The 20,636-nt window shown below is 70.7% G+C and carries 22 protein-coding genes; 15 read left to right on the forward strand and 7 right to left on the reverse strand.

The features are described from left to right. Positions 1-68: 68 nt before the first annotated feature. The 3 genes from mshA to JKJ07_RS10095 all read left to right on the forward strand — a co-directional run bounded on the left by mshA (position 69) and on the right by JKJ07_RS10095 (position 2,677). Positions 69-1,337, forward strand: coding sequence for a D-inositol-3-phosphate glycosyltransferase (gene mshA / locus JKJ07_RS10085; protein ID WP_202991189.1), 1,269 nt, complete (start codon positions 69-71; stop codon positions 1,335-1,337). Beyond that, the gene (locus tag JKJ07_RS10090) at positions 1,331-1,819 is read left to right on the forward strand and encodes a type III secretion system chaperone family protein (protein WP_202991190.1); all 489 of its coding nucleotides are present in this window, start codon (positions 1,331-1,333) and stop codon (positions 1,817-1,819) included. The genes mshA and JKJ07_RS10090 overlap by 7 nt, the downstream gene beginning before the upstream one ends. A gap of 363 nt (positions 1,820-2,182) precedes the next feature. Next, positions 2,183-2,677, forward strand: coding sequence for a GNAT family N-acetyltransferase (locus JKJ07_RS10095; RefSeq protein ID WP_202991191.1), 495 nt, complete (start codon positions 2,183-2,185; stop codon positions 2,675-2,677). Between the two features lie 40 nt (positions 2,678-2,717). Here JKJ07_RS10095 and JKJ07_RS10100 read toward each other — a convergent pair whose 3' ends face one another. Beyond that, positions 2,718-3,935, reverse strand: coding sequence for an MFS transporter (locus tag JKJ07_RS10100; RefSeq protein ID WP_202991192.1), 1,218 nt, complete (start codon positions 3,933-3,935; stop codon positions 2,718-2,720). Positions 3,936-3,961: 26 nt separating this feature from the next. Beyond that, a complete protein-coding gene (locus JKJ07_RS10105) occupies positions 3,962-5,296 on the reverse strand; it encodes an MDR family MFS transporter (protein WP_307834198.1) in 1,335 nt (444 codons plus the stop codon). Between the two features lie 125 nt (positions 5,297-5,421). On the opposite strand from JKJ07_RS10105, the gene JKJ07_RS10110 reads away from it, so the two are divergent. Next, positions 5,422-6,177: a phosphoglyceromutase gene (locus JKJ07_RS10110; protein WP_438871379.1), complete on the forward strand. Its 756-nt coding sequence runs from the start codon at positions 5,422-5,424 to the stop codon at positions 6,175-6,177. A gap of 76 nt (positions 6,178-6,253) precedes the next feature. Here JKJ07_RS10110 and phoU read toward each other — a convergent pair whose 3' ends face one another. After that, positions 6,254-6,907 (reverse strand): phosphate signaling complex protein PhoU, encoded by a 654-nt coding sequence (gene phoU, locus JKJ07_RS10115; RefSeq protein ID WP_202991195.1) that lies wholly within the window; start codon positions 6,905-6,907, stop codon positions 6,254-6,256. 200 nt (positions 6,908-7,107) lie between these two features. Here phoU and JKJ07_RS10120 point away from each other — a divergent pair, with 200 nt between their 5' ends. Next, the gene (locus JKJ07_RS10120) at positions 7,108-8,397 is read left to right on the forward strand and encodes a sensor histidine kinase (protein WP_438871380.1); all 1,290 of its coding nucleotides are present in this window, start codon (positions 7,108-7,110) and stop codon (positions 8,395-8,397) included. A gap of 31 nt (positions 8,398-8,428) precedes the next feature. Next, complete coding sequence (locus tag JKJ07_RS10125; protein ID WP_020512993.1) at positions 8,429-9,112, forward strand: response regulator; 684 nt, start codon at positions 8,429-8,431, stop codon at positions 9,110-9,112. On the opposite strand, the gene JKJ07_RS10130 is transcribed toward JKJ07_RS10125, so the two are convergent. Then, the gene (locus JKJ07_RS10130; protein WP_307834199.1) at positions 9,109-9,972 is read right to left on the reverse strand and encodes a DUF3109 family protein; all 864 of its coding nucleotides are present in this window, start codon (positions 9,970-9,972) and stop codon (positions 9,109-9,111) included. The two genes, JKJ07_RS10125 and JKJ07_RS10130, sit on opposite strands and share 4 nt — an antisense overlap. Before the next feature lie 111 nt (positions 9,973-10,083). Here JKJ07_RS10130 and JKJ07_RS10135 point away from each other — a divergent pair, with 111 nt between their 5' ends. Beyond that, positions 10,084-10,905 (forward strand): sugar phosphate isomerase/epimerase family protein, encoded by an 822-nt coding sequence (locus JKJ07_RS10135; protein WP_202991196.1) that lies wholly within the window; start codon positions 10,084-10,086, stop codon positions 10,903-10,905. A 3-nt stretch (positions 10,906-10,908) separates the two neighbouring features. Here the strand turns inward: JKJ07_RS10135 and JKJ07_RS10140 are convergent, their stop codons facing one another. Further along, positions 10,909-11,469 (reverse strand): CGNR zinc finger domain-containing protein, encoded by a 561-nt coding sequence (locus JKJ07_RS10140; RefSeq protein ID WP_202991197.1) that lies wholly within the window; start codon positions 11,467-11,469, stop codon positions 10,909-10,911. 116 nt (positions 11,470-11,585) lie between these two features. Here JKJ07_RS10140 and JKJ07_RS10145 point away from each other — a divergent pair, with 116 nt between their 5' ends. The 5 genes from JKJ07_RS10145 (at position 11,586) to JKJ07_RS10165 (ending at position 15,317) form a co-directional block, all read left to right on the forward strand. Beyond that, a complete protein-coding gene (locus tag JKJ07_RS10145) occupies positions 11,586-12,503 on the forward strand; it encodes a proline dehydrogenase family protein (protein WP_202991198.1) in 918 nt (305 codons plus the stop codon). A 198-nt stretch (positions 12,504-12,701) separates the two neighbouring features. Further along, the gene (locus JKJ07_RS10150) at positions 12,702-12,914 is read left to right on the forward strand and encodes a helix-turn-helix domain-containing protein (protein ID WP_127498359.1); all 213 of its coding nucleotides are present in this window, start codon (positions 12,702-12,704) and stop codon (positions 12,912-12,914) included. A gap of 163 nt (positions 12,915-13,077) precedes the next feature. Next, positions 13,078-13,179, forward strand: coding sequence for a 30S ribosomal protein bS22 (locus tag JKJ07_RS10155; RefSeq protein ID WP_007465623.1), 102 nt, complete (start codon positions 13,078-13,080; stop codon positions 13,177-13,179). Between the two features lie 69 nt (positions 13,180-13,248). Beyond that, entirely contained in the window at positions 13,249-14,313 is a 1,065-nt protein-coding gene (locus tag JKJ07_RS10160; RefSeq protein ID WP_202991199.1) for an NAD-dependent epimerase/dehydratase family protein, read from the forward strand. After that, entirely contained in the window at positions 14,310-15,317 is a 1,008-nt protein-coding gene (locus tag JKJ07_RS10165) for a lysophospholipid acyltransferase family protein (RefSeq protein WP_202991200.1), read from the forward strand. The genes JKJ07_RS10160 and JKJ07_RS10165 overlap by 4 nt, the downstream gene beginning before the upstream one ends. 105 nt (positions 15,318-15,422) lie before the next feature. On the opposite strand, the gene JKJ07_RS10170 is transcribed toward JKJ07_RS10165, so the two are convergent. Both JKJ07_RS10170 and JKJ07_RS10175 read right to left on the reverse strand, forming a co-directional pair. Continuing rightward, positions 15,423-16,619 carry a DUF5667 domain-containing protein gene (locus JKJ07_RS10170; RefSeq protein WP_307834200.1) on the reverse strand — a complete coding sequence of 399 codons (1,197 nt, stop codon included), beginning with the start codon at positions 16,617-16,619 and terminating at the stop codon, positions 15,423-15,425. 166 nt (positions 16,620-16,785) lie between these two features. After that, positions 16,786-17,649: an ECF subfamily RNA polymerase sigma factor, BldN family gene (locus JKJ07_RS10175; RefSeq protein ID WP_202991792.1), complete on the reverse strand. Its 864-nt coding sequence runs from the start codon at positions 17,647-17,649 to the stop codon at positions 16,786-16,788. Positions 17,650-18,072: 423 nt separating this feature from the next. Between JKJ07_RS10175 and JKJ07_RS10180 the strand changes: the two genes are divergently transcribed. From JKJ07_RS10180 to JKJ07_RS10190, 3 genes are read left to right on the forward strand one after another with little or no spacing between them, the layout of a single operon-like run. After that, positions 18,073-19,566, forward strand: a complete 1,494-nt coding sequence (locus JKJ07_RS10180) for an AMP-binding protein (RefSeq protein ID WP_307834201.1) — start codon at positions 18,073-18,075, stop codon at positions 19,564-19,566. Beyond that, a complete protein-coding gene (locus tag JKJ07_RS10185) occupies positions 19,563-19,811 on the forward strand; it encodes a glutaredoxin family protein (protein ID WP_202991202.1) in 249 nt (82 codons plus the stop codon). Before JKJ07_RS10180 ends, JKJ07_RS10185 begins: the two co-directional genes overlap by 4 nt. A gap of 10 nt (positions 19,812-19,821) precedes the next feature. Then, entirely contained in the window at positions 19,822-20,463 is a 642-nt protein-coding gene (locus JKJ07_RS10190) for an HAD family hydrolase (protein ID WP_202991203.1), read from the forward strand. Positions 20,464-20,636 lie beyond the last annotated feature (173 nt).

The raw sequence follows: 20,636 nt of genomic DNA on the forward strand, positions 1-20,636 counted from the left end.
CGGACCGGTGCGGGGAAGATTAGTGACTGCGCAACTATCTGCGCGTCCAGGTCCAGGAGGATGAAATCGTGGCAGAATGGCCGACCCCGCGGCGCATCGCCACCCTCTCGGTTCACACGTCCCCGCTCGAGCAGCCGGGCACCGGCGACGCCGGCGGCATGAACGTGTACATCGTCGAGGTGTCGAAGCGGCTCGCCCGCCTCGGCGTCGAGGTCGAGATCTTCACCCGCGCCACCCACAGCGAGCTTCCCCCCGTCGTCGAGATGGCCCCCGGCGTCACCGTCCGGCATGTCACCTCGGGCCCCTTCGAGGGGCTGTCGAAGGAGGAGCTGCCCGCCCAGCTCTGCGCGTTCACCAATGGCGTGCTGCGGGCCGAGGCGGCCCACCCGCCGGGCCGGTACGACCTGATCCACTCGCACTACTGGCTCTCGGGCCAGGTCGGCTGGCTGGCCCGGGAGCGCTGGGGCGTGCCGCACGTGCACACCGCGCACACCCTGGCCAAGGTCAAGAACAGGCTGATCGCCGCCGGTGACCGCCCCGAGCCCAAGGCCCGGGTGATCGGGGAGGAGCAGGTGATCGCCGAGTCCGACCGGCTGGTCGCGAACACCCGGTTCGAGGCGCAGGATCTGGTCGCCTACTACGACGCCGACCCCGCCCGCACCACGGTCGTGCAGCCCGGCGTCGATCTCGGCCGCTTCTGCCCCGGCCCGGCCGATCGGGCCCGGTTCGGGCTGCCCGAGCGGGGCAAGGTGATCGCCTTCGTCGGCCGGATCCAGCCGCTCAAGGCGCCCGACGTGCTGATCTCGGCGCTGGCCGGCATGCGCGGCACCGACACCAGGCTGGTCATCTGCGGCGGCCCGAGCGGCACCGGGCTCGACCGGCCGAGCGCGCTGATCGAGCTGGCCGCCTCGCTCGGGCTCAGCGATCAGGTCGTCTTCCTGCCCCCGCAGAACGGCGCCGGGCTGGCCGCCCTCTATCGCAGCGCCGACGTGGTCGCCGTGCCGTCCTACAACGAGTCGTTCGGGCTGGTCGCGCTCGAGGCGCAGGCCTGCGGCACCCCGGTGGTGGCGGCCGCGGTCGGTGGCCTGGTGACCGCCGTCCGCCACGGGCTGAGCGGCCTGCTCGTCGACGGGCACGATCCGCAGGAGTGGGCCCGCGTGCTCGACGAGTTGCTGGCGGCCCCGCGCGAGCTCCGGCGGCTGGCGGCCGGGGCGGTCGCGCACGCCGCCGACTTCTCCTGGGACCGTACGGCCGAGGGGTTGCTTGCCGTCTACCGTGGGGCGGTGACGGAGCATCGCGCCCTGATCGCGAAGCGCCTGGAGGCGTACGCATGGTGACCGACCTGATCGAGAAGGTGCTGACCGACCGCGAGCTCGAGTGGGAGACCACCGGGCCCGGGGCCTATGTCGTCACGCTGCCCGGCACGCACAAGCTCAAGACCGCGGTCAACCTGATCGTCGGCGAGCACGCCATGCGCATCGAGGCGTTCGTCATGCGCCGGCCCGACGAGCGGCACGAGGAGCTCTGGGCGTGGCTGCTGCGAAAGAACGCCCGCATGTACGGCGTCTCGTTCTCGATCGACGCGGTCGGTGACGTCTATCTCACGGGGCGGGTGGCGCTGGGCGGCCTCGACGAGGACGAACTCGATCGTCTGCTCGGGTCGGTGCTCACGTACGCCGACGAGTCGTTCGACACGATGCTCGAGATCGGCTTCGGCACGTCGATCCGCCGCGAGTGGGAATGGCGGGTCAAACGCGGCGAATCGCTGGCCAACCTGCAGGCCTTCAAACACCTCGCGCCGACCGAGGACGAAGCCTGACCGTCCTTTTTGGGTAGGTTCAGCGGTGGGCCGGATGTGGGACAGGTCATCCGCCGATCGGCCAATTGTCGATGACTGTGATGGTGCAGACAGATGGCGGACAGCCAGTTGGCTTGTCTGCCTTGACTGCCCCAACTAGCGTAATCAATGGACGTCGGACCGTTAGTTCGGGGAACTGGTTGATCGGAGACGATCGCCGCGGCCGACGTTTGGGGACGGGTGGCATATGCCGTTGGGGGACGGCGCGACCCGAGACCGGCGGTTAGTGCGGGCGACGCCTATGGGGATGGGCGTCGTCCGCCGCCGCCGGTGCCAAGCAAAGACGGCCTGACCGGGCCGTCCTTTTTCCGTTAGGGGCGGGCGATGCCTGAGCTGCAGCTGCTCCGAGCCGGTCATGCGCCCGCGGTCCTGGCCTTCGAGCTGGACAACCGGGCCTACTTCGCGGCTTCGGTCTCCGACCGCGGCGACGACTATTTCGACGAGTTCACCGAGCGGCTGCACGCGTTGCTGGCCGAGCAGCAGGCCGGGGTGTGCGCCTTCTACGTGCTGGTCGACGAGCACGACGCGGTGGTCGGCCGGTTCAACCTGTATGACATCGAGAACCACTCCGCCGACCTGGGTTATCGGGTCGCCCAGCAGGTTTCCGGTCGTGGCCTGGCGACCGCGACCGTCCGGGAGTTGTGTGGCCTGGCGCCGGCCGAGCACGGGTTGCGCACACTGCGCGCCGCCTCCGCCCACGAGAACGTAGCGTCTCAGAAGGTGCTGACCAGGGCCGGTTTCCGCCCCGTCGGCCCGGCCGCCCCGGCTGATCTGGGCGGCAAGCCGGGCACGTGGTTCCAGCGCGACCTGCTGCCCTGAGAGACGACGCCACCTGCCGCCCCGGAAAACGCGGGAGCGGTCAGTGCAGGTCCGCGGTCGCCGATGTTTCGGCCCGGATGGCGGTCACCCGGCGTTCCCGCGGCGGCCCCGCCAGCAGATGCAGGCCGGCGGCGAGCGCCCCCAGCGCCCCCACGGCGAGCCAGTGCCCGTCGCCCAGGAATTGCAGGCCGGCGCCGCCCAGCGCGGGGGCCAGGAACGACGCCGCCGGGAAGGTCAGGAAGAACACCGCCTGGTAGCGGCCCCGCAGCGCCAAGGGGGCCAGCTCTGAGTTGATCTCGGCGTTGGGCGGTGCGGCCAGCATGCTGCCGACGGTCCAGATCACCACGGCCAGCAGATAGACGGCGAGGTGGTCGGCCACGACCAGCAGGGCGAAGCCGAGGCCGTCGACGAGCAGGGCCAGCGCGAGCACCCGGTGTTTGCGGCGGCCGTCGATCAGCCGGGGTACGAAAAGCTGCCCGAGCACGATCAGCGCCCCGCCCAGGGCGACCACCGAGCCGTACGCGGAGGGCGACAACCCGTCGGCCTGCATGGCCAGCGGGACGATGGTCTGGCTCTGGGTGTAGATCAGTGCCTGGATGAGGGTCAGCGCCACGAAGACCAGGAAGATCCGGTCTCGCAGGACGGTGCCGAGCCCGGCCCGGCTGGTGGTGACCGGGTGGCGCAGGGTTTCCGGCACCTTCCAAGCGATCAGCAGACCGGTGATCAGGGTGCACGCCGCGTCGATCAGGAACAGGCCCAGATAGCTCCACTGGGCGAGCAGCCCGGCCAGCAGCGAGGCCCCGGCCAGCCCCAGGTTGAGCGCCCAGAACTGCAGGTTGAAGGCGCGCGAGCGCTTCTCGGCGGGGGTCACGTCGATGATCGCGGCCACGAACGCGGGGCTTGCCATCGATTGGGCCACCCCGAGCAGCGTGCAGAGCGCCGCGATCACCATCAGCTCGCTGCTCAGGGCCAGCGCGAACAGTGCCGCGACAGTGGCGAAATGCGAGGTCAGCAGGGTGCGGCGGCGGCCCCAGCGGTCGGTCAGCACGCCCCCGGCCAGGGTTCCGGCCAAACCCCCGATCCCGTACGTCCCCACGATGAGTCCCGCCTGCGCGGTCCCGGCGCCGCGCTGCGAGGTCAGGTAGAGCGAGAGGAACAGGATCGCGAAGCCGCCGACCTTGTTGATCAGCAGGCCGGTCCAGAGATACCAGTACGTGGCGGACAACCCGCCGGCCGTGTCACGCAGCCATGCCCGCACCGGAGCTCCCGCAATAGGTAACCGTCTTAACTGATACGGACGTTACCGCGAGGGAGTTCGGTCGGCGCGTCGGCCACCGGCTCGGCGACCGCCGGCACCGGCGCGGGCGGCTCGAAGCCCGGCTCGGGACCCGAGCCGGAAATTGGAACCGGCGCGAGCTGCCGCATGCGGCGCTGCCGGCTCGGCCCGGACACCAGATGCCCCACCGCGACCAGCGCGCACACGACGAAGCAGCCGAGCCAGAGGGCCGTGTTGCCCAGATGCTCCTGGGTCAGGCCGCCCACCACGGGGGCCAGGGCCGTGCCGGCCGACCAGCTCAGCGAGTTGAGCCCCTGATAGCGGCCGCGCATCGAGGCCGGGGAGAGCGCGGCGACAGTGGTCGCGTTGCTGGGCGACTGGATCATCTCGCCGAGCGTCCAGATCACCACGCTGAGCGCGAAGAACCACGACGCGTGCGCGAAAGCGGTGAGCCCGAAGCCCACGCCGATGATCAGCGAGCCCAGCGCGAGCACCCGGGCCGGCTCGCGGCCGCCGATCAGCCGGGGCACGAAGAGCTGCCCGAGCACGATGAGCACGCCGTTGACGGCGATCACCCAGCCGTACGTCGCCGCCGACAAGCCCTCGGCCGTCATGGCGATCGGCAGCGTCGACATGTGTTGCATCATCACCGCGATGCCGCCCAGCGAGACCAGCAGATAGGCCATGAAGACGCGGTCGCCGAGCACGGCGAGCATGCCGCCGGAGTCGCGCGGACGGCGCTCGCCCGCAGAGCCCTGGGAAAGCGGCCTGGTCTCGCGAACGAAGATCAGGCAGATCAGCGCGGTGACCAGCGTCGTGCCCGCGTCGACCACGAAGAGCAGCAGGTAGTCGACCTTGGCGGCGAGCCCGGCGCCGACCGCGGAGAGCGCGAAGCCCAGGTTGATGGCCCAGTAGTTGAGCGAGAAGGCCCGCACCCGGTCACGCTCGGGCACGATGTCGACCATCATCGCCGAGAAGGCCGGCCGGACCGCCTCGGTGAACAGGCCGAGCGCGAAGGTCGCCACGAGGATCTGGGCGTAGTGCTGCGCGAAGCCGAGCGTGAGCATGAGCGAGGCCGCGCCGAACTGGGCGGTCAGCATCGTCGGCTTGCGGCCCCAGCGGTCGGCCAGCACCCCGCCCAGCGTCGTGCCGAGCGCGCCGCCGACCCCGTAGAGGCCGATGACCAGGCCCGCCTGGCTCTGCGAGAAGTGCCGGTCGGCGGTCAGATAGATGGCCAGGAAGATCACCACGAACGCGCCCAGGCGGTTGATCAGCGTGCCCGCCCAGAGCAGCCAGAACTGCCTCGGCAGGCCACCCACGGCTTGATCGAACCAACCCCGCACGTCGTTCCCCCGTAAGTAGCGCCGAGCCTTTATTCCCTTACAACCTAGGACCCGCCGCAACCGGGTTTCCATGTGGTGGTCACCACTTGAGGGTCCGCGCCCGCCGTTCAGGCGCCTGCGGCAGGATGGGGGGCATGACAGGGACTTTGGTGCTGCTGCGACACGGCAACAGCGAGTGGAACGCCAAGAACCTCTTCACCGGCTGGGTCGACGTCGACCTCGACGCCAAGGGGGAGGCCGAGGCCCGCCGCGGTGGCGAGCTGCTGAAGGAGAGCGGCGTGCTGCCGGACGTGGTGCACACCAGCGTCCTGCGCCGCGCCATCCGGACGAGCGAGATCGCCCTGCACATCACCGACCGCCACTGGATCCCGGTGAAGCGGTCGTGGCGGCTCAACGAGCGTCACTACGGCGCCCTGCAGGGCAAGGACAAGAAGCAGACCCTCGAGACGTACGGCGAGGAGCAGTTCATGCTCTGGCGCCGGTCCTACGACGTGCCGCCGCCGCCGATCGAGGCCGGCTCGGAGTTCGCCCAGTTCGACGACCCGCGCTACGCGCTGCTCCCGCCCGAGGCCAAGCCGAAGGCCGAGTGCCTCAAGGACGTGCTGGTGCGGGCCCTGCCCTACTGGTACGACGAGATCGTGCCGGACCTGCGGGCGGGCAAGACGGTGCTGGTCGCCGCGCACGGCAACTCGCTGCGCGCCTTCGTGAAGCACCTCGACAGCATCTCCGACGAGGCGATCTCGAAGCTGAACATCCCGACCGGCATCCCGCTGCGCTACGACCTCGACGACGACCTGCGCCCGCTCAAGCCGGGCGGCGAATACCTCGACCCCGAGGCGGCGAAGGAAGCGGCGGCCGCGGTCGCCAACCAGGGCCGCTAGAAAAGACGGCACACAGCAAGAGGCCGGGACGCCCCCGTGGCGTCCCGGCCTCCGCGCGACCAGGCGAGCGTCAGGCTCAGCTCTGGTCGCCCACCGGCTCTCCGGTGATCAGGTAAACCAGCTGCTCGCCCACGTTGACGGCGTGGTCGGCGTACCGCTCGTAGAAGCGGCCCAGCAGCGCGCCGTCGATCGCGGTCTCCGCGCCGTACGGCCAGTCGTCGTCCAGCATGACCTTGAAGAGCTGGCGCTCCAGCTCGTCGATCTCGTCGTCCTGGTGCTCGAGCTTGGCCGCCAGCTCGGCGTTCGGCTTGGCCAGCAGGTTGGCGATGCTCTCGGCCATCTGGTCGGCCACCTCGGCCATGCCTTGGAAGACCGGGCGCAGCTCGGCCGGCACGGCGGGCGACGGGTGCCGCCGGGCGGCCGTCTTGGCCACGTGCTCGGCCAGGTCGCCCATCCGCTCGAGGTCGGCCGAGATGTGCAGGGCCGTGATGACCATCCGCAGGTCGGACGCGACCGGCGCCTGACGGGCGATCGTGTCGGCCACCTTGGCCTCGACCTGGCTGTTGAGCTCGTCGACCTCGTGGTCGCGCTCGATCACGGCCTGGGCCGCTTTAAGGTCGGCGGTGAGCAGGGCCTTGGTCGCCTTCCGCATCGCCTCTCGGACGGCCTCCGCCATGGTTACCATCAGGCGGCTGACCTCGTTGAGATCGGCCTGAAACTCCTCGCGCATGTCCTCGTCCCGGGGTTCGGTGTGGCCGTCCCATAGCGGGGGCACGACCTTGGGTTGGTCTACAAACTATGCGCGCCTGACGGCGGTCTCGTGAACAGCGATGAACGACGCCGGGCGCAGTGGTGAACATTATTCGACACGTGCCCGGTTTGTCCGGATCATCGTAGTAGCCAGGTAAACAATGACCCTACGATCGCAGCGTGGACCTGGCGTACGGCATCCCTCTGATCCTCGCCGCGCTCGTCGTCGGCGCGGTCGGGGGCCTGGTGATCGGCCGTGCCCGCAGGTCGCCGAGGCCGGGCGAAAAGTCTGATAACCGGCCGCACGAGGGGGGACACGTCATCGACACCGACGAACCGCACACCGGCAAGCACGGCATGAAGGGGCTCGGTCGCAAGAGCCTCGACTCGCTGCGCGTCGGCGTGGTGGTTCTCGACGCCGAGGACCACCCGGTGCTGGTCAATCCGGCCGCCCGGGCGATGGGCCTGCTGCGCTCGGGCGGGGCGCCGGGCACGATCGCGGCCCACCCCATCCTGCGCACGCTGGCCGGCCAGGTGCGCCGCACGGGCGTACGGCGGGAAGTCGAGCTCGATCTGCCCCGGGGTCGCGCCGGCGCCGCGCAGGCCCCGCTCGGCCTGCACCTGCGGGCCGTCGCCCTCAACCAGACGCACGTCGCGGTCGAGGCGGCCGACGTCACCGAGTCGCACCGGCTGGCCCGGGTCCGCCGCGACTTCGTGGCCAACGTCAGCCACGAGCTCAAGACGCCGATCGGCGCGCTCCAGCTGCTGGCCGAGGCGCTGCTCGACGCGACCGAGCTGCCCGCGGCCGACCCGGCCGAGGCGCAAAACGAGGACCTGCTGGCCGCCCGGCGGTTCGCCGAGCGGATCCATCACGAGTCGGCCCGGATGGGGCGCCTGGTCAGCGAGCTGCTCGAGCTGACCCGGCTGCAGGGCGCCGAGCCGCTGCCCACCCCCGAGCCGGTCGCGGTCGACTGGGTGATCGCCGAAGTGATAGACCGCACCCGCACCACGGCGTCGGCCAAGACGATCGAGGTCGTCTACAACGGCCCCAAGGGCGCCACCGTCTACGGCAGCGACAGCCAGGTCGCCACCGCCGTGACCAACCTCGTCGAGAACGCGATCGCGTATTCCGGGGAGGACACGAAGGTCGAGCTCACCCTGCGTGAGGACGACGACTGGGTCGAGATCGACGTGGCCGACCAGGGCATCGGCATCGCGCCGCACGACGTCGACCGCATCTTCGAGCGTTTCTACCGTGCCGATCAGGCACGATCCCGGTCCACCGGCGGAACCGGTCTGGGCCTGGCGATCGTCAAGCACATCGCGACCAACCACGGCGGCCGGGTCAGCGTGACCAGCAGCCTGGGCGACGGCTCGACATTCACCCTGCGCCTACCGGCGCGTCCCCCCGAAGCCCCCTTGCCGTTACCGACGGCAATTGAGATCGAGTCCGGTGCGGCCGGACGTTAGTCCCGGCAGCCGGAAGATGGAAGGAACCACATTGGCCCGCGTGCTCGTGGTCGAAGATGAGGAGTCGTTCTCCGACGCCCTGTCGTACATGCTGCGCAAGGAGGGCTTCGAGGTGTCGGTCGCCCCGACCGGGACCTCGGCGCTGACGCAGTTCGACCGGACCGGTGCCGACATCGTGCTGCTCGACCTCATGCTTCCCGAGATGTCCGGCACCGAGGTGTGCCGTCAACTGCGGCAGCGCTCCGCCGTGCCGATCATCATGGTCACCGCCCGGGACAGTGAGATCGACAAGGTCGTCGGCCTGGAGATCGGCGCCGACGACTACGTGACCAAGCCGTATTCGCCGCGGGAGCTGGTCGCCCGGATCCGCGCCGTCCTGCGTCGCCAGGGCACCGAAGCCGCCGAGGTCTCGACGCCCACGCTGGCCGCCGGCCCGGTCCGGATGGACGTCGAGCGGCACGTCGTCACCGTCGACGGCGCCGGTGTGCAGCTCCCGCTCAAGGAGTTCGAGCTGCTCGAGCTGCTGCTGCGCAACGCCGGCCGGGTGCTCACCCGCGGCCAGCTGATCGACCGGGTCTGGGGCGCCGATTACGTCGGCGACACCAAGACCCTCGACGTCCACGTCAAGCGGCTGCGCTCCAAGGTGGAGCCCGAGCCGTCGGCGCCGCGTTACATCGTCACCGTGCGCGGCTTGGGCTACAAGTTCGAGCCTTAGGATTTCGGGGGCGCGGCGGGCTCACGTCCGCCGCGCTTCTTCGGCCCCTCGGCCGCCGCGGTCGCCGGGTGCACCGCCACCACGCCGGCCTTGAGCCGGGCGTCGCACAGCTCGGCCAATTTCCCGTACGCCGGCCGGCCGATCAGCGCGATCAGCTCGGGCGCGTACGAGATGTACATCGGGTCGCTGCCCACGTGCGCCTCGGGCGACGAGGTGCACCACCAGTCGAGGTCGTGCCCGCCCGGCCCCCAGCCCCGCCGGTCGAACTCGGCCAGCGTCGACTGCAGCACCTTCGACCCGTCCGGCCGCTTGATCCAGTCCTGCTCGCGGCGCACCGGCAGCTGCCAGCAGACATCCGGCTTGTATTCCAGCGGGTGCTTGCCGTCGCGCAGCGCCTGGGCGTGCAGCGCGCAGCCGCCACCCCCGGCGAAGTTCGCGTCGTTGAGGAACACGCACGGGCCGTCCTCGGACTGGATCGCCGTGCGCCGGGCCGGCTTGGACCCGTCGATCGTGTCGACCTCGGTGTAGTTCTTGAACCCGCGGCGGTAGTGCTGCCAGTTCTCCGGGGTCAGCTTCTGGGCGGCGGCCTTGACCCTGTTCTCGTCGTCGGCGTCGGTGAAGAACGCCCCGTGCGAACAGCAGCCGTCCTGCGCGCGCCCGGCCACGATGCCATGGCAGGCCGAGCCGAACACACAGGTCCAGCGGGACAACAACCAGGTCAGGTCGGCCCGTACGAGGTGCTTCTCGTCATCGGGGTCGAGGAACTCGATCCACTCACGAGGGAAGTCGAGGTCGACCTCGGCGGCGCGGTCAGCTGCCGCGGGGTCGAGGGTGATGCGGATCGGGGTACGGCGGCTCACTCGCGACAGCGTACGCGCGCCGGTGACCAAAGCCGCGCTGACGCCCGGTATGAGCGCATATACCCGGTCGAGGAGGGGGCGCCCGCGACAATCGGGTCTACGCTTGACCCTGTGAGCTCCCGCGTCCCCGTGCTTCTGTCCAGCTCGTCGGTCTTCCCCGAGCCGACTGCCGCCGCGTTCGAAATGGCGGCCACGGTCGGTTACGACGGCCTCGAAGTCATGGTGTGGACCGACCGTGTCAGCCAGGATGCCGGTGCGCTGAAGGGTCTGTCCGACCATTACGACCTGCCGGTGCTCTCGGTGCACGCGCCCTGCCTGCTGGTCACCCAGCGGGTCTGGAGCCCCGACCCGTGGGAGCGGCTCAACCGGGCCGCCCAGCTCGCCGAGACGCTCGGCGCCCCCACGGTCGTGGTGCACCCGCCGTTCAGCTGGCAGCGTGACTACGCCAAGAATTTCGCCGCCGGGCTGGCCAAGGTGCAGGCGCGGCACCCCGACCTGTCTTTCGCGATCGAGAACATGTTCCCGGTCAAGATGGCGGGCCGCTGGTTCGTGCCCTACACCCCGGGCTGGGACCCGACCGAGACCGGCTTCGACGCGTACACGCTCGATCTGTCGCACTGTGCCGCGTCGCGGATCAACGCGCTCGGCATGGCCGACAAGATGGGCTCCGCCCTCAAGCACGTGCACCTGGGCGACGGCACCGGCGAGGGCCGCGACGAGCATCTGGTGCCGGGCCGGGGCAACCAGCCCTGCGCGGAGCTGCTGCGGTCGCTCTCGGCGCGCGGCTTCAAGGGCTCGGTGGCCTTGGAGGTCTCGACGCGCAAGGCGGCCAGCCGCGCGGTCCGCGAGGCCGACCTGCGCGAGTCCCTCGAATTTGCCCGCAAGCACCTGGCGCCGGCGGATTCGTCCACCCCGGCGATTACGCGGGCGTAAGGCCTATAGAGCGACTGCCTCGCGGAGCGAAGCGGAGCCAGCAAGCTCAGCTCGCTTGCGGGCGCGGTGTGCGGCCACGTGGGAGCGGGTCGCGCAGCGTTCCGAGCAGAAGCGCCGGCAGTTGTTGGACGACGTGTCCAGATAGACGTTGCCGCAGCGCTCGTCGGCGCAGATGCCGAAGCGGGCGCTGCCGTATTCGCACAGCCACACCGACAGGCCCCAGACGGCGCCGGCCAGGTATTCCGCGCTCACCGACGAGCCGCGGCTGGTGACGTGCATGTGCCAGTCACCGGCGTCGTGGCCGGAGATGCGGGGCTGCACCGGGAAGATCTCGAGCAGCGAGTTGAGCTCCTTGACCGCGTCGGCGTCGCGGCCGGACGTCCCGTACTCGAAGACCTCACGCAGGCGGCGCTGGGCGCGGCGGAACATCGCCACGTCCTTCTCGACGACCTCGTCGCGCATCCAGGCCTGCTCGTCGGCGAACAGGGCCCGCAGCCCGGCGAGATCACCCAGCTCCGCGTTGACGAGGTCGACCGCGGTTCGCGCGTACGCATCGAAGTTCACCCGACAAAGGTAGCCGCCCCCGCGCCGCGCGAACATAAGCCGAACGCGTGCAGGCGGGGCAGCCACGCGAGTGGCACTCCCGCGATACCGGGTGTTCCGGACGATACGCTCGGGACATGCTCCGTTCCCTGCTTCTGGCCGCCGCCGGTTCGGATCGTCTCGGGCGCCTGGCCGGCTCCGCACCCCTCGGCCGGAACGCCGTCCGCAAGTTCGTCGCCGGCCGCGATGCCGACGAGGCGCTGCGCACCGGCCGCACACTGGCCGACGACGGCCTGGCGATCACCTTCGACCACCTGGCGGCCGAGACCCGCAGCGCGGAGCAGGCGGTCGCGGTCCGCGACGAATACCGGGCGCTGCTGGGCAAGCTCAAGGGGGCCGGTCTCGCCCCGGCCGCCGAGGTCAGCGTGAAGCTCTCCGCCCTCGGTCAGCGGCTCGACGAGAAGCTGGCCTACGAGCACGCTCAGGCCGTCTGTGCGGCCGCGGCCGAGGCCGGCACGACGGTGACGCTGGACGCGGAGGACCACACGCTCACCGACTCCACCCTCGAGATCCTGGCCGACCTGCGCAAGGACCACCCGGGCACGGGCGCGGTGCTGCAGGCCTATCTGCGGCGCACCGAGGGCGACTGCCGTGAGCTGGCCACCAGCGGCTCGCGGGTGCGGCTGTGCAAGGGGGCGTACGCGGAGCCCGAGTCGGTCGCGTTCCAGTCGCCGCTCGACATCGACAAGTCATACGTGCGCTGCCTCAACATCCTGATGTCGGGCGAGGGCTATCCGATGATCGCCACCCACGACCCCCGGCTGATCGCCATCGCCGAGGACAGGGCGCGCTGGTTCGACCGCACCGCCGACGAATACGAGTTCCAGCTGCTGTACGGCGTGCGCACCGAGGAGCAGGCCCGGCTGGCCGCCGGGGGCAATGTCGTGCGCGTCTACCTGCCGTACGGGGAGCAGTGGTACGGCTATCTGATGCGTCGGCTGGCCGAGCGCCCGCGCAACGCGGCAGTCCTCGGACGCGGTCTGGTCGGCCGATAGTCGCCCCATTGGCAACAATTCGGGCTAAACACCACCAGATCCGGCGTGTCGGCCTTGACTTTTTCTGGCCTTTTTCACGGAACGTATCGCGTTGGTCACAGCCGTATCGATACCGTCCTTATGACACGCACGTTTGCCGCCGCGTCGCAAGACCTTCCCGGTCGCCGCGGCTGTGCTGCGAAAGGATCGGTGCGACACATGACAGGTCCAGCCCAGACCGAGGAGAAGCTCTCGGAGGTGCGGTTCCTGACCGTGGCCGAGGTGGCCGCTCTGATGAGGGTCTCCAAGATGACGGTCTATCGGCTGGTGCACGGGGGTGACCTCACCGCCGTCCGGGTCGGGCGGTCGTTCCGCGTCCCCGAGCACGCCGTGCACGAATACCTCCGTGGCGCTTTCTCGCAGACCGCGTAGGACGCTCGCCCGGGGTCGTTTTTGGCGGGTCCCCGGCGGGCCGGTACGCTGGTGCGGTTGGTTCCCCGTGGTCACGTGCTCCGGGGGCCGTCGAATCAGATCGGATTCGGGTGCCGCCCAGGGCGCGCCCGGCCGAGCCACCAGGTTTCGAGAGGCATTCCGTATGGGCTCCGTGGTCAAGAAGCGCCGCAAGCGTATGGCGAAGAAGAAGCACCGCAAGCTGCTGCGCAAGACCCGCGTCCAGCGTCGTCGTCTGGGCAAGTGATCCGAGGCCGGGCGTGATGCCCGGCCGGTCGGACACTTGCCGCACGCCGCATCGGAAGGTGCGCCTGTCGTGACCTCTCCGCCCAGCGTCGTCGTGGTCACCGGAGTCAGCCGTTATCTCGGCGCCCGCGTGGCCGCCCGTCTCGCAGCAGATTCCCGGGTCGACCGTGTCGTCGGCCTGGATCCGCACGAACCGCCCACGGCTCTGCGTGAGCTGCTGGCCGATGTCGAGCTGATCCGGGCCGACGCCCGCGCGGCGTCCGGCGCCATCGCCGACCTCGGTGCCGAGGCCGTCGTGCACCTCGCGGTGACCAGCGCGCCCGACGCCCAGCACGGCCGGGCCGCGATGAAAGAGCAGAACGTCATCGGCACGATGCAGCTGCTCGCCGCCGCGCAGGCTGCACCCCGGCTGCGCAAGCTCGTCGTGCGCTCGTCCACGGCCGCCTACGGCGCGTCGTTCCGCGACCCCGGCGTCTTCACCGAGGACACCGAGCCGCGGGCCGTGCCGCGCGGCTCGTTCGCGCGCGACATCCTCGACATCGAGGGTTACGTGCGCGGCTTCCGGCGGCGCCGGCCCGAGGTGGCGGCCACCGTGCTGCGCTTCGCGCCCTTCATCAGCTCGACGGCCGACACGACGCTGACGCGATACTTCGCTCAGCCGGTCGTGCCGACCGTGCTCGGCCGTGACGCGCGGCTCCAGTTCGTGCACGTCGACGACGCCCTCGAGATCCTGCACCGCTCGATCGTCGAGGAGCACTCCGGCACGTTCAACGTGGCCGGCGCCGGCATTCTGGCGCTCTCCCAGGCCATCCGCCGGGCCGGGCGCATCTCGGTGCCGCTGCCCGAGGGCACGCTCTCGACCCTGGCCGGGGTCGCCCGCAACGTGGGCATCGGCCAGATCGGCTTCGACCAGATCGACCTGTTCGTGCACGGCCGCGTGGTCGACACGACCAGCCTGGTCCGCGAGTTCGGGTTCACGCCGCGCACGACGGCCGAGGCCTTCGACGACTTCATCCGAGGCCACGCCAACGGCTCGTCTTTGACCGCCGACCGGGTCGCCGCGGCCGAGAAAGCGATCCTCGAGGGGATCCGCCGGGTGCGCTCCGGCGCGAACGCCGGGGGTGACCGGCGTTGAGTCAGGACGAGTTTCGCGGCATGCTTCCGGGGCAGGCCGACTTCACGCTGCCCCAGCCGGCCGAGCCGGTGCGGGTCAACGGCCGGCGCCCGATCCCGGAGGTGCCGTCGATGAACGGGAACGGTCACCACACCCCCGCGCCCGAGCCCGAGGCCGACGTCCTCGACGTCTGGGACCAGCGGGTGGCCCGCGGCCTGGCCTTCCTGCGGCGACGGCTCACCGGCGGTTACGAGGTCGACGAGTTCGGCTTCGACCGTGAGCTCAACGACGCCGTCTTCCAGCCCCTGCTGCGGGTGCTGCACCACGACTGGTTCCGCACCGAGGTCTTCGGCATCGAGAACGTGCCGGCCAAGGGCGGCGGCCTGGTCGTGGCCAATCACTCGGGCACGTTCGCGCTCGACGCGCTGATGCTGGGCGTGGCGATCCGCGACCAGCACCCCGAGGAGCGGCATCTGCGGCTGCTCGGCGCCGACCTGGTGTTCCGCATGCCCGTAGTGAGCGAGCTGGCCCGCAAGTCGGGCGCCACCGTGGCCTGCAACCCCGACGCCGAGCGCCTGATGAGCACGGGCGAGCTGGTCGGCGTGTTCCCCGAGGGCTTCAAGGGCATCGGCAAGCGCTTCGCCGACCGTTACAAGCTGCAGCGGTTCGGGCGGGGCGGGTTCGTCTCGGCCGCGCTGCGCACCGGCACCCCGATCGTCCCGGTGGCGATCGTCGGCGCCGAGGAGATCTATCCGATCCTGGCCGACATCAAGCCGCTGGCCCGGCTGCTCGGCGTGCCCTATTTCCCGGTCACGCCGACGTTCCCGTGGCTCGGCCCGCTGGGCCTCGTGCCGCTGCCGAGCAAGTGGCTCATCCAGTTCTGCCCGCCGATCCCGACCGAGCACCTGACCGACCTGGCCGACGACCCGATGGTGGTCTACAACCTGGCCGACCAGGTGCGCGAGACGATCCAGGCCACGTTGCTGGAGTTGCTCGAGAAACGGCCGGACGCCTTCGGGTTGTGACCGATAGTCACTGGATCGTGACGACCTGTGCGCCTATAGTGACAAGTGAGGGGCGGAGCCGGTAACTCCCGGCAACGCCCCTCGCCATGTCTGCTGCTTGTGCTGTCAGTTGCCCCCGAAGATGCCGTCGAGCAGCCCGCCCAGCGGGTCGTCCGGCGCGACATCCTGCTGCGGCAGGATCTCGTCGGGCGGCGAGGTCGACTGCATCGGCGTGCCACCGGGCGGCAGGGTCGGAGCGCTCGTCTGGGTGCGCTGCCCCTTGACCTTCGGGCTCGTCGTGGCGGTCGGCGCGACGGCCGGGTCGCTCTGCCGCGGTTCCGTCGTCGGGCCGGCCTTGCTGCTGCCGCCGGGACGGGTGGGGGTCTTGCCGCCGTGGCCGGACGGCTTCGCCGTGGCCTGGTCGCTGTCGTCGGCGCCGGCCGCGCAGCCCTTCAGCTTGGGCCCGAGCCCGTCGGTGCCCGCCGCGGTGACGTTGTCACAGGCCAAGCCCGTACGCAGGGACTCCGCGCGATCGTTGACCGAGTCGAGCAGCGCGATCGACTTCAGCGCCCGCTCCTGGTTGGCCGACGAGAGCCGGGTCAGCGCGGGGCTCAGCGTCTGGCGCTGCTGGTCGGCGAACGAGTCGACGGTGGCCAGCGGCTTGATGTCCTTGCGGGCGACCGCCGACGTGGTCAGCAGCTTGACGCCCTTGCGGGTGTCGGCGTCCATGTCGTCGAGCACCCCGGGGAACTCGATGTCGTCGCCCTTCATCGCGACCGCCTCGGTGAGCCGGTTGCGGGCGAAGTCCAGCGACAGCTGGCCCCGCGTGACGTCCGAGCCGGCCATCGCCAGCTGGGCCCGTTCGGTCGAGCGCTTGACCCCGTACAGGGCGTCGCCCGGTGACGCGTTCTCGCTGGCCGCGGAGATGCCGGAGACCGCTAGGGCGCCCGCGGCGACCCCGATGACGATCGCGCCGCGGGCCCGGATGCGGCCGCCGTGGCCGAGCAGTCCGTGCCCGAGCCGACCGGCGCGGGCCGTGGCGGGCTGGATGGCGGTAGCGGGCTCGTCGACGGCGGCGACGGCGGTGCGGCCGATGCCGTCCCGCTCGGCCGTGGCGACCAGCATCGCCCTCAGCCCGGTGCGGAACTCGGGATCGACCCGGGCGCCGGGCCGTGCCGTGGACAGGCTGTTGCCGATGGCCACCAGCTCGGCGAGCTGCTCATCGGCCGCGCCCCGGCTGTGGTGCCGGGGGCCGCCGGTGGTCTCGTCGAGAAGCTCCGCGAAGCGCTCGGCGCTCCGCCGGTCCAGAAAGTCGAATCTCACCACGGGCACCTCCCCTCGCTCGTGAATGTCTCGCCGGCAGCATCGCCGGCGGTCGCGACGATGCCGGGGGCCGACAGTGCCGCCCGGGGTCGCACTCGGACAAACGCGCGACACGCGTCCCCGGTTACGGGGGACATCGGCCGGTATCGGGTATGGGAGGGCCGCGTCACGCTTGGAATCCGTCGGGCAGGAGACGGGCCAGAGCGCGGACGGCTCGATACTGCAGCGCCTTGATCGCGCCCTCGTTCTTGCCCATCGTCTGCGCGGTCTCGGCCACCGAGAAGCCCTGCAGGAACCGCAGCACGATGCACTCCTGCTGCTCCGGGTTGAGCTGCTTGACCGCGGTGAGCAGGGCGACGTTGGTGATGTGGTCGACCACCGACGACTCCGGGCTGCCCTCCGGCCCCCGCGCCTCGCGGTCGGCGTCGAGCACGTCGCCGGTCGTCACCTCGAGGCGGTACCGGCCCGACTTGAAGTGGTCGGCGACCAGGTTGCGGGCGATCGTGACCAGCCAGGCCCCGAGGTCGCGGCCCTGCCAGGTGAAGCTGCCGATCCGCTTGAGCGCGCGCAGGAAGGTGTCCGACGTCAGGTCCTCGGCGAGCTGGCGGTTGCCGACCCGGAAGTAGACGAAGCGGAACACCGTGTCGACGTACCGGTCGTAGATCAGCCCGAACGCCTCGGCCTCGCCGGCCTGGGCCCGTTCGACCAGCGCCCACACCTCGGCGGCGGCGTCACCCGGGTCGGGGCGGGCCGGATACTTCGGCGGCTCGGCGTCGCGCTGCGGCCCGGTCGTGCTCTGCGCGGGCACGACGACGGTCTGCTCGCCGGCCGGCGCCTCGGGCAGGTTGCTGCGCTGACCGGCGGTCGGCTGAGCGGGCATCGGGGGACGTCCGGGCACGGCCACCCGGCCGCCCCCGGCCATCGGCTTGGCGTTGCCGGTCGGGGGCATCCGCTGACCCGGCGACTCGTTGACGTGCGGGCGGTTGCGGGTGCGCTTGGGACCGTCACCACGGATGGTGTTGACGACCATGTCGGCTAGAGAGGGGCGGTACGAATCCCCGGCGTAAACATGACTCACTGCGCCTCCTCGACCCGGCGGCTCTGCTCCGGCTGCGTATCCGTCCCGCCAGACTGGGATTCGCAGGTTTTTCGTGCTTGCGGCACAGCGGCCTCCTCGGGATGAGGGGTGACAACTCATAGCAAAACGGGTGAAGTGGCCCGCATTTCGGCAGACCAACCTCACCCATGGCTGTGGAGTCCGTTACTCAGACGCGAAGTATCACGGACACCGAACACACGGAGTCGCACTCCGTGTGCGCTGCGCGAAAATAGTACGAAGTGGCGCAGACAAGACACAAGGAACGTCTGCCACGATGACCGAGACGGGTGTCCGCGCGACGGACAGCCTGTCCGCCGTCCACTTCCGTGGATGTTTGTGCCAGACTTCTGCCTCGTGGACGAAGCAGCCCGCGACCCGGTCGCCGGGGCCGCCGCGCGCCGGCCCCAAGGCCTGGCCCTGATCACCACCGATGCCGAGTTGACCTGGGCCGACGTCGACCAGCGGGTCACCGCCGCCGCGCACCGGGTGGCCGCTCTCGTGCCCCCGGGCGAGCGGGTCGCGATCGTCCTCGGCAACTCGATCGAGTTCGCGGTGACTTTCTTCGGGGTCCTGCGGGCGGGGCGTGTCGCCGTGCCGCTCAACCCTGGTTACACGGCCGACGAGCTCGACTACGCGATCGCCGACTCGGGAGCGGCCCTGATCGTCGGCGACTCGGCAGGCGGGTCCGGCCCTCCCCGCGTACGGGCAAGCTTTGCTCTCGACGAGGAGCCGGGCGGAGAGTTGCCGCACGTGTCGGCGACCGACCTCGCCGTGCTGCTCTACACGTCGGGCACCAGCGGGCGGCCCAAGGGCGCGATGCTCACGCACGCCGCGCTGGCCGCCAACCACGACCAGCTCGACGCGATCGCCCCGCCCGTCGTGGGCCCGGACGACGTCGTGCTGCTGGCCGTGCCCATGTTTCACGCGTACGGGTTGAACACCGGCCTCGGCAGCGTCGCCCACCACGCGGCGACCGGCGTGCTGATCGACCGGTTCGACGCGGCCGCCTCCCTGTCGGTGATCGCCGAGCGCGCGGTGACCGTGGTGGTAGGCGTGCCGGGCATGTATTCGGCCTGGTCGCGGCAGCCGAGCGTGAAGATGGCGCTGCGCAGCGTGCGGACCGCCGTGTGCGGGGCGGCGCCGCTCGTGCCCGACGAGATGGCCCGGTTCGGCGCCGCCACCGGCAAGAGCATCCTGGTCGGCTACGGGCTGACCGAGACCGCGCCCGTGCTGACCACCACCGCCGTCAGCGACCGCGGCAAGCCCGGCTCGATCGGCCGGCCGCTGCCCGGGATCTCGCTGCGGCTGCGCTCGGCGGCCGGGCAGGTGCTCTGGGAGGACGGCACCGCCTCGCCCGACGACGATCTGGCCGAGCTCGACCTCTCCGTCGAGGACGTGGCCGGCACCGACCCGGGCGAGATCGTGGTGCGCGGGGCCAACCTGTTCTCCGGCTACTGGCCGGACGGGCACGACGGGCCCGGCGCCGACGGCTGGTGGGCCACCGGCGACGTGGCCTACGCGGACGGCGACGGCGACCTGCACCTGGTCGACCGGATCGACGAGCTGATCCTGGTGCACGGCTTCAACGTCTATCCGGCCGAGATCGAGCGGGTGCTGGGCGCGCATCCCGGGGTCGCCGAGTCGGCAGTGGTCGGCGTGCCCGACCACGACGCCGGGCAGCGGCCGCACGCGTTCGTCGTGGCCGCCATCGATCCGCCGCCCACCCCCGCCGAGCTGCAGGTCTTCTGCGCCGCGCAGCTCGCGCGGTTCAAGCTGCCGACAGTCGAGCTGGTGCGTGAGCTTCCCCACTCGGCGACCGGCAAGGTGCGCAAGAGGGAGCTGCATTGAGTCGCGTGACATTGATCAGCCGCGAGGGCTGCCACCTGTGCCAGGACGCCGAGGCGGTGCTCGAGCGAATCCTGCCCGGCCAGTGGGAGCGCGTCGACGTCGACTCGTCGATCGAGCTGGAGCGCGACTTCGGCGACCGGGTGCCGGTCGTGCTGCTCGACGGCGCCGAGCACGGCTACTGGCGGGTCGAGGAGGCCCGGCTGCTCCGGGATCTGGCGAAACCACCCGGGGCGCCCCGCCTGTAGGTTGTTCGCCGTGGCGCGCACTCATCTTGTCTGGGACTGGAACGGCACCCTGCTCGACGACCTCAGCCTGGTGGTCTCGTCCACGAACGAGGCGTTCACCGCGGTCGGCGGGCGCCTGGTCGACGCCGACGAGCATCGCAGCCGGTTCCGCCGGCCGGTCGCCGAGTTCTATGCCGAGATCCTCGGGCGCGCGGTCGACGAGGAGGAGTTCGGCCGGCTCGACCGGATCTTCCACGACGCGTACCGGCTCGGCCTGACCGACATGGCACTGGCCGCGGACGCGTCGGCCGCGCTCAAGGAGTGGCCGGGCTCGCAGTCGCTGCTCTCCATGTGGTTCCACTCGGAACTGGTGCCGGCCATCGAGACGTACGGGCTGGCCGGGGTCTTCACCCGGGTCGACGGGCTGCGCACCGAGATCGGCGGGCACCTCAAGGCGGGCCACCTGGCCGAGCACCTCGCCGCGCTGGGCCTGACCGGCGACCAGGTCGTGCTGATCGGCGACTCGCTGGACGACGCGGCCGCGGCCGACGCCGTGGGGGGCGAGATCGTGCTCTACACCGGGGGCTTCACCGACCCGTCGCGGCTGCGGGAGTCGGGTCGTCCGGTCGCGGACACTCTGGTCGAAGCGGTCGCGATCGCCCGTACGCTGTAGCAGGGTGGTCGGTGGAGGGGCGAACCGGGCATACTTCAACGGTTCGGGTCATTATCACGCCAGATGATCTTTGTCCACCCGCACTACCAAGATCGCGATTTGTGCACGCCTTCACAAGCGCCTAGTCTTCATGCCGAAGAACCCCGGTAGCACAGCCGGTTGATCCAGGCGCC

It is taken from the genome of Paractinoplanes lichenicola, assembly GCF_016785085.1.
Classification (GTDB): Bacteria; Actinomycetota; Actinomycetes; order Mycobacteriales; family Micromonosporaceae; genus Actinoplanes; species Actinoplanes lichenicola.

What these genes read in the sequence shown, in the direction of transcription:
- JKJ07_RS10090 (WP_202991190.1), top strand. Translation starts at nt 1,331, where the DNA reads ATGGTGACCGACCTGATCGAGAAGGTGCTGACCGACCGCGAGCTCGAG.
- JKJ07_RS10095 (WP_202991191.1), top strand. Translation starts at nt 2,183, where the DNA reads ATGCCTGAGCTGCAGCTGCTCCGAGCCGGTCATGCGCCCGCGGTCCTG.
- JKJ07_RS10110 (WP_438871379.1), top strand. Translation starts at nt 5,422, where the DNA reads ATGGGGGGCATGACAGGGACTTTGGTGCTGCTGCGACACGGCAACAGC.
- phoU (WP_202991195.1), bottom strand. Translation starts at nt 6,907, where the DNA reads ATGCGCGAGGAGTTTCAGGCCGATCTCAACGAGGTCAGCCGCCTGATG.
- JKJ07_RS10145 (WP_202991198.1), top strand. Translation starts at nt 11,586, where the DNA reads ATGCTCCGTTCCCTGCTTCTGGCCGCCGCCGGTTCGGATCGTCTCGGG.
- JKJ07_RS10150 (WP_127498359.1), top strand. Translation starts at nt 12,702, where the DNA reads ATGACAGGTCCAGCCCAGACCGAGGAGAAGCTCTCGGAGGTGCGGTTC.
- JKJ07_RS10155 (WP_007465623.1), top strand. Translation starts at nt 13,078, where the DNA reads ATGGGCTCCGTGGTCAAGAAGCGCCGCAAGCGTATGGCGAAGAAGAAG.
- JKJ07_RS10175 (WP_202991792.1), bottom strand. Translation starts at nt 17,649, where the DNA reads ATGGTCGTCAACACCATCCGTGGTGACGGTCCCAAGCGCACCCGCAAC.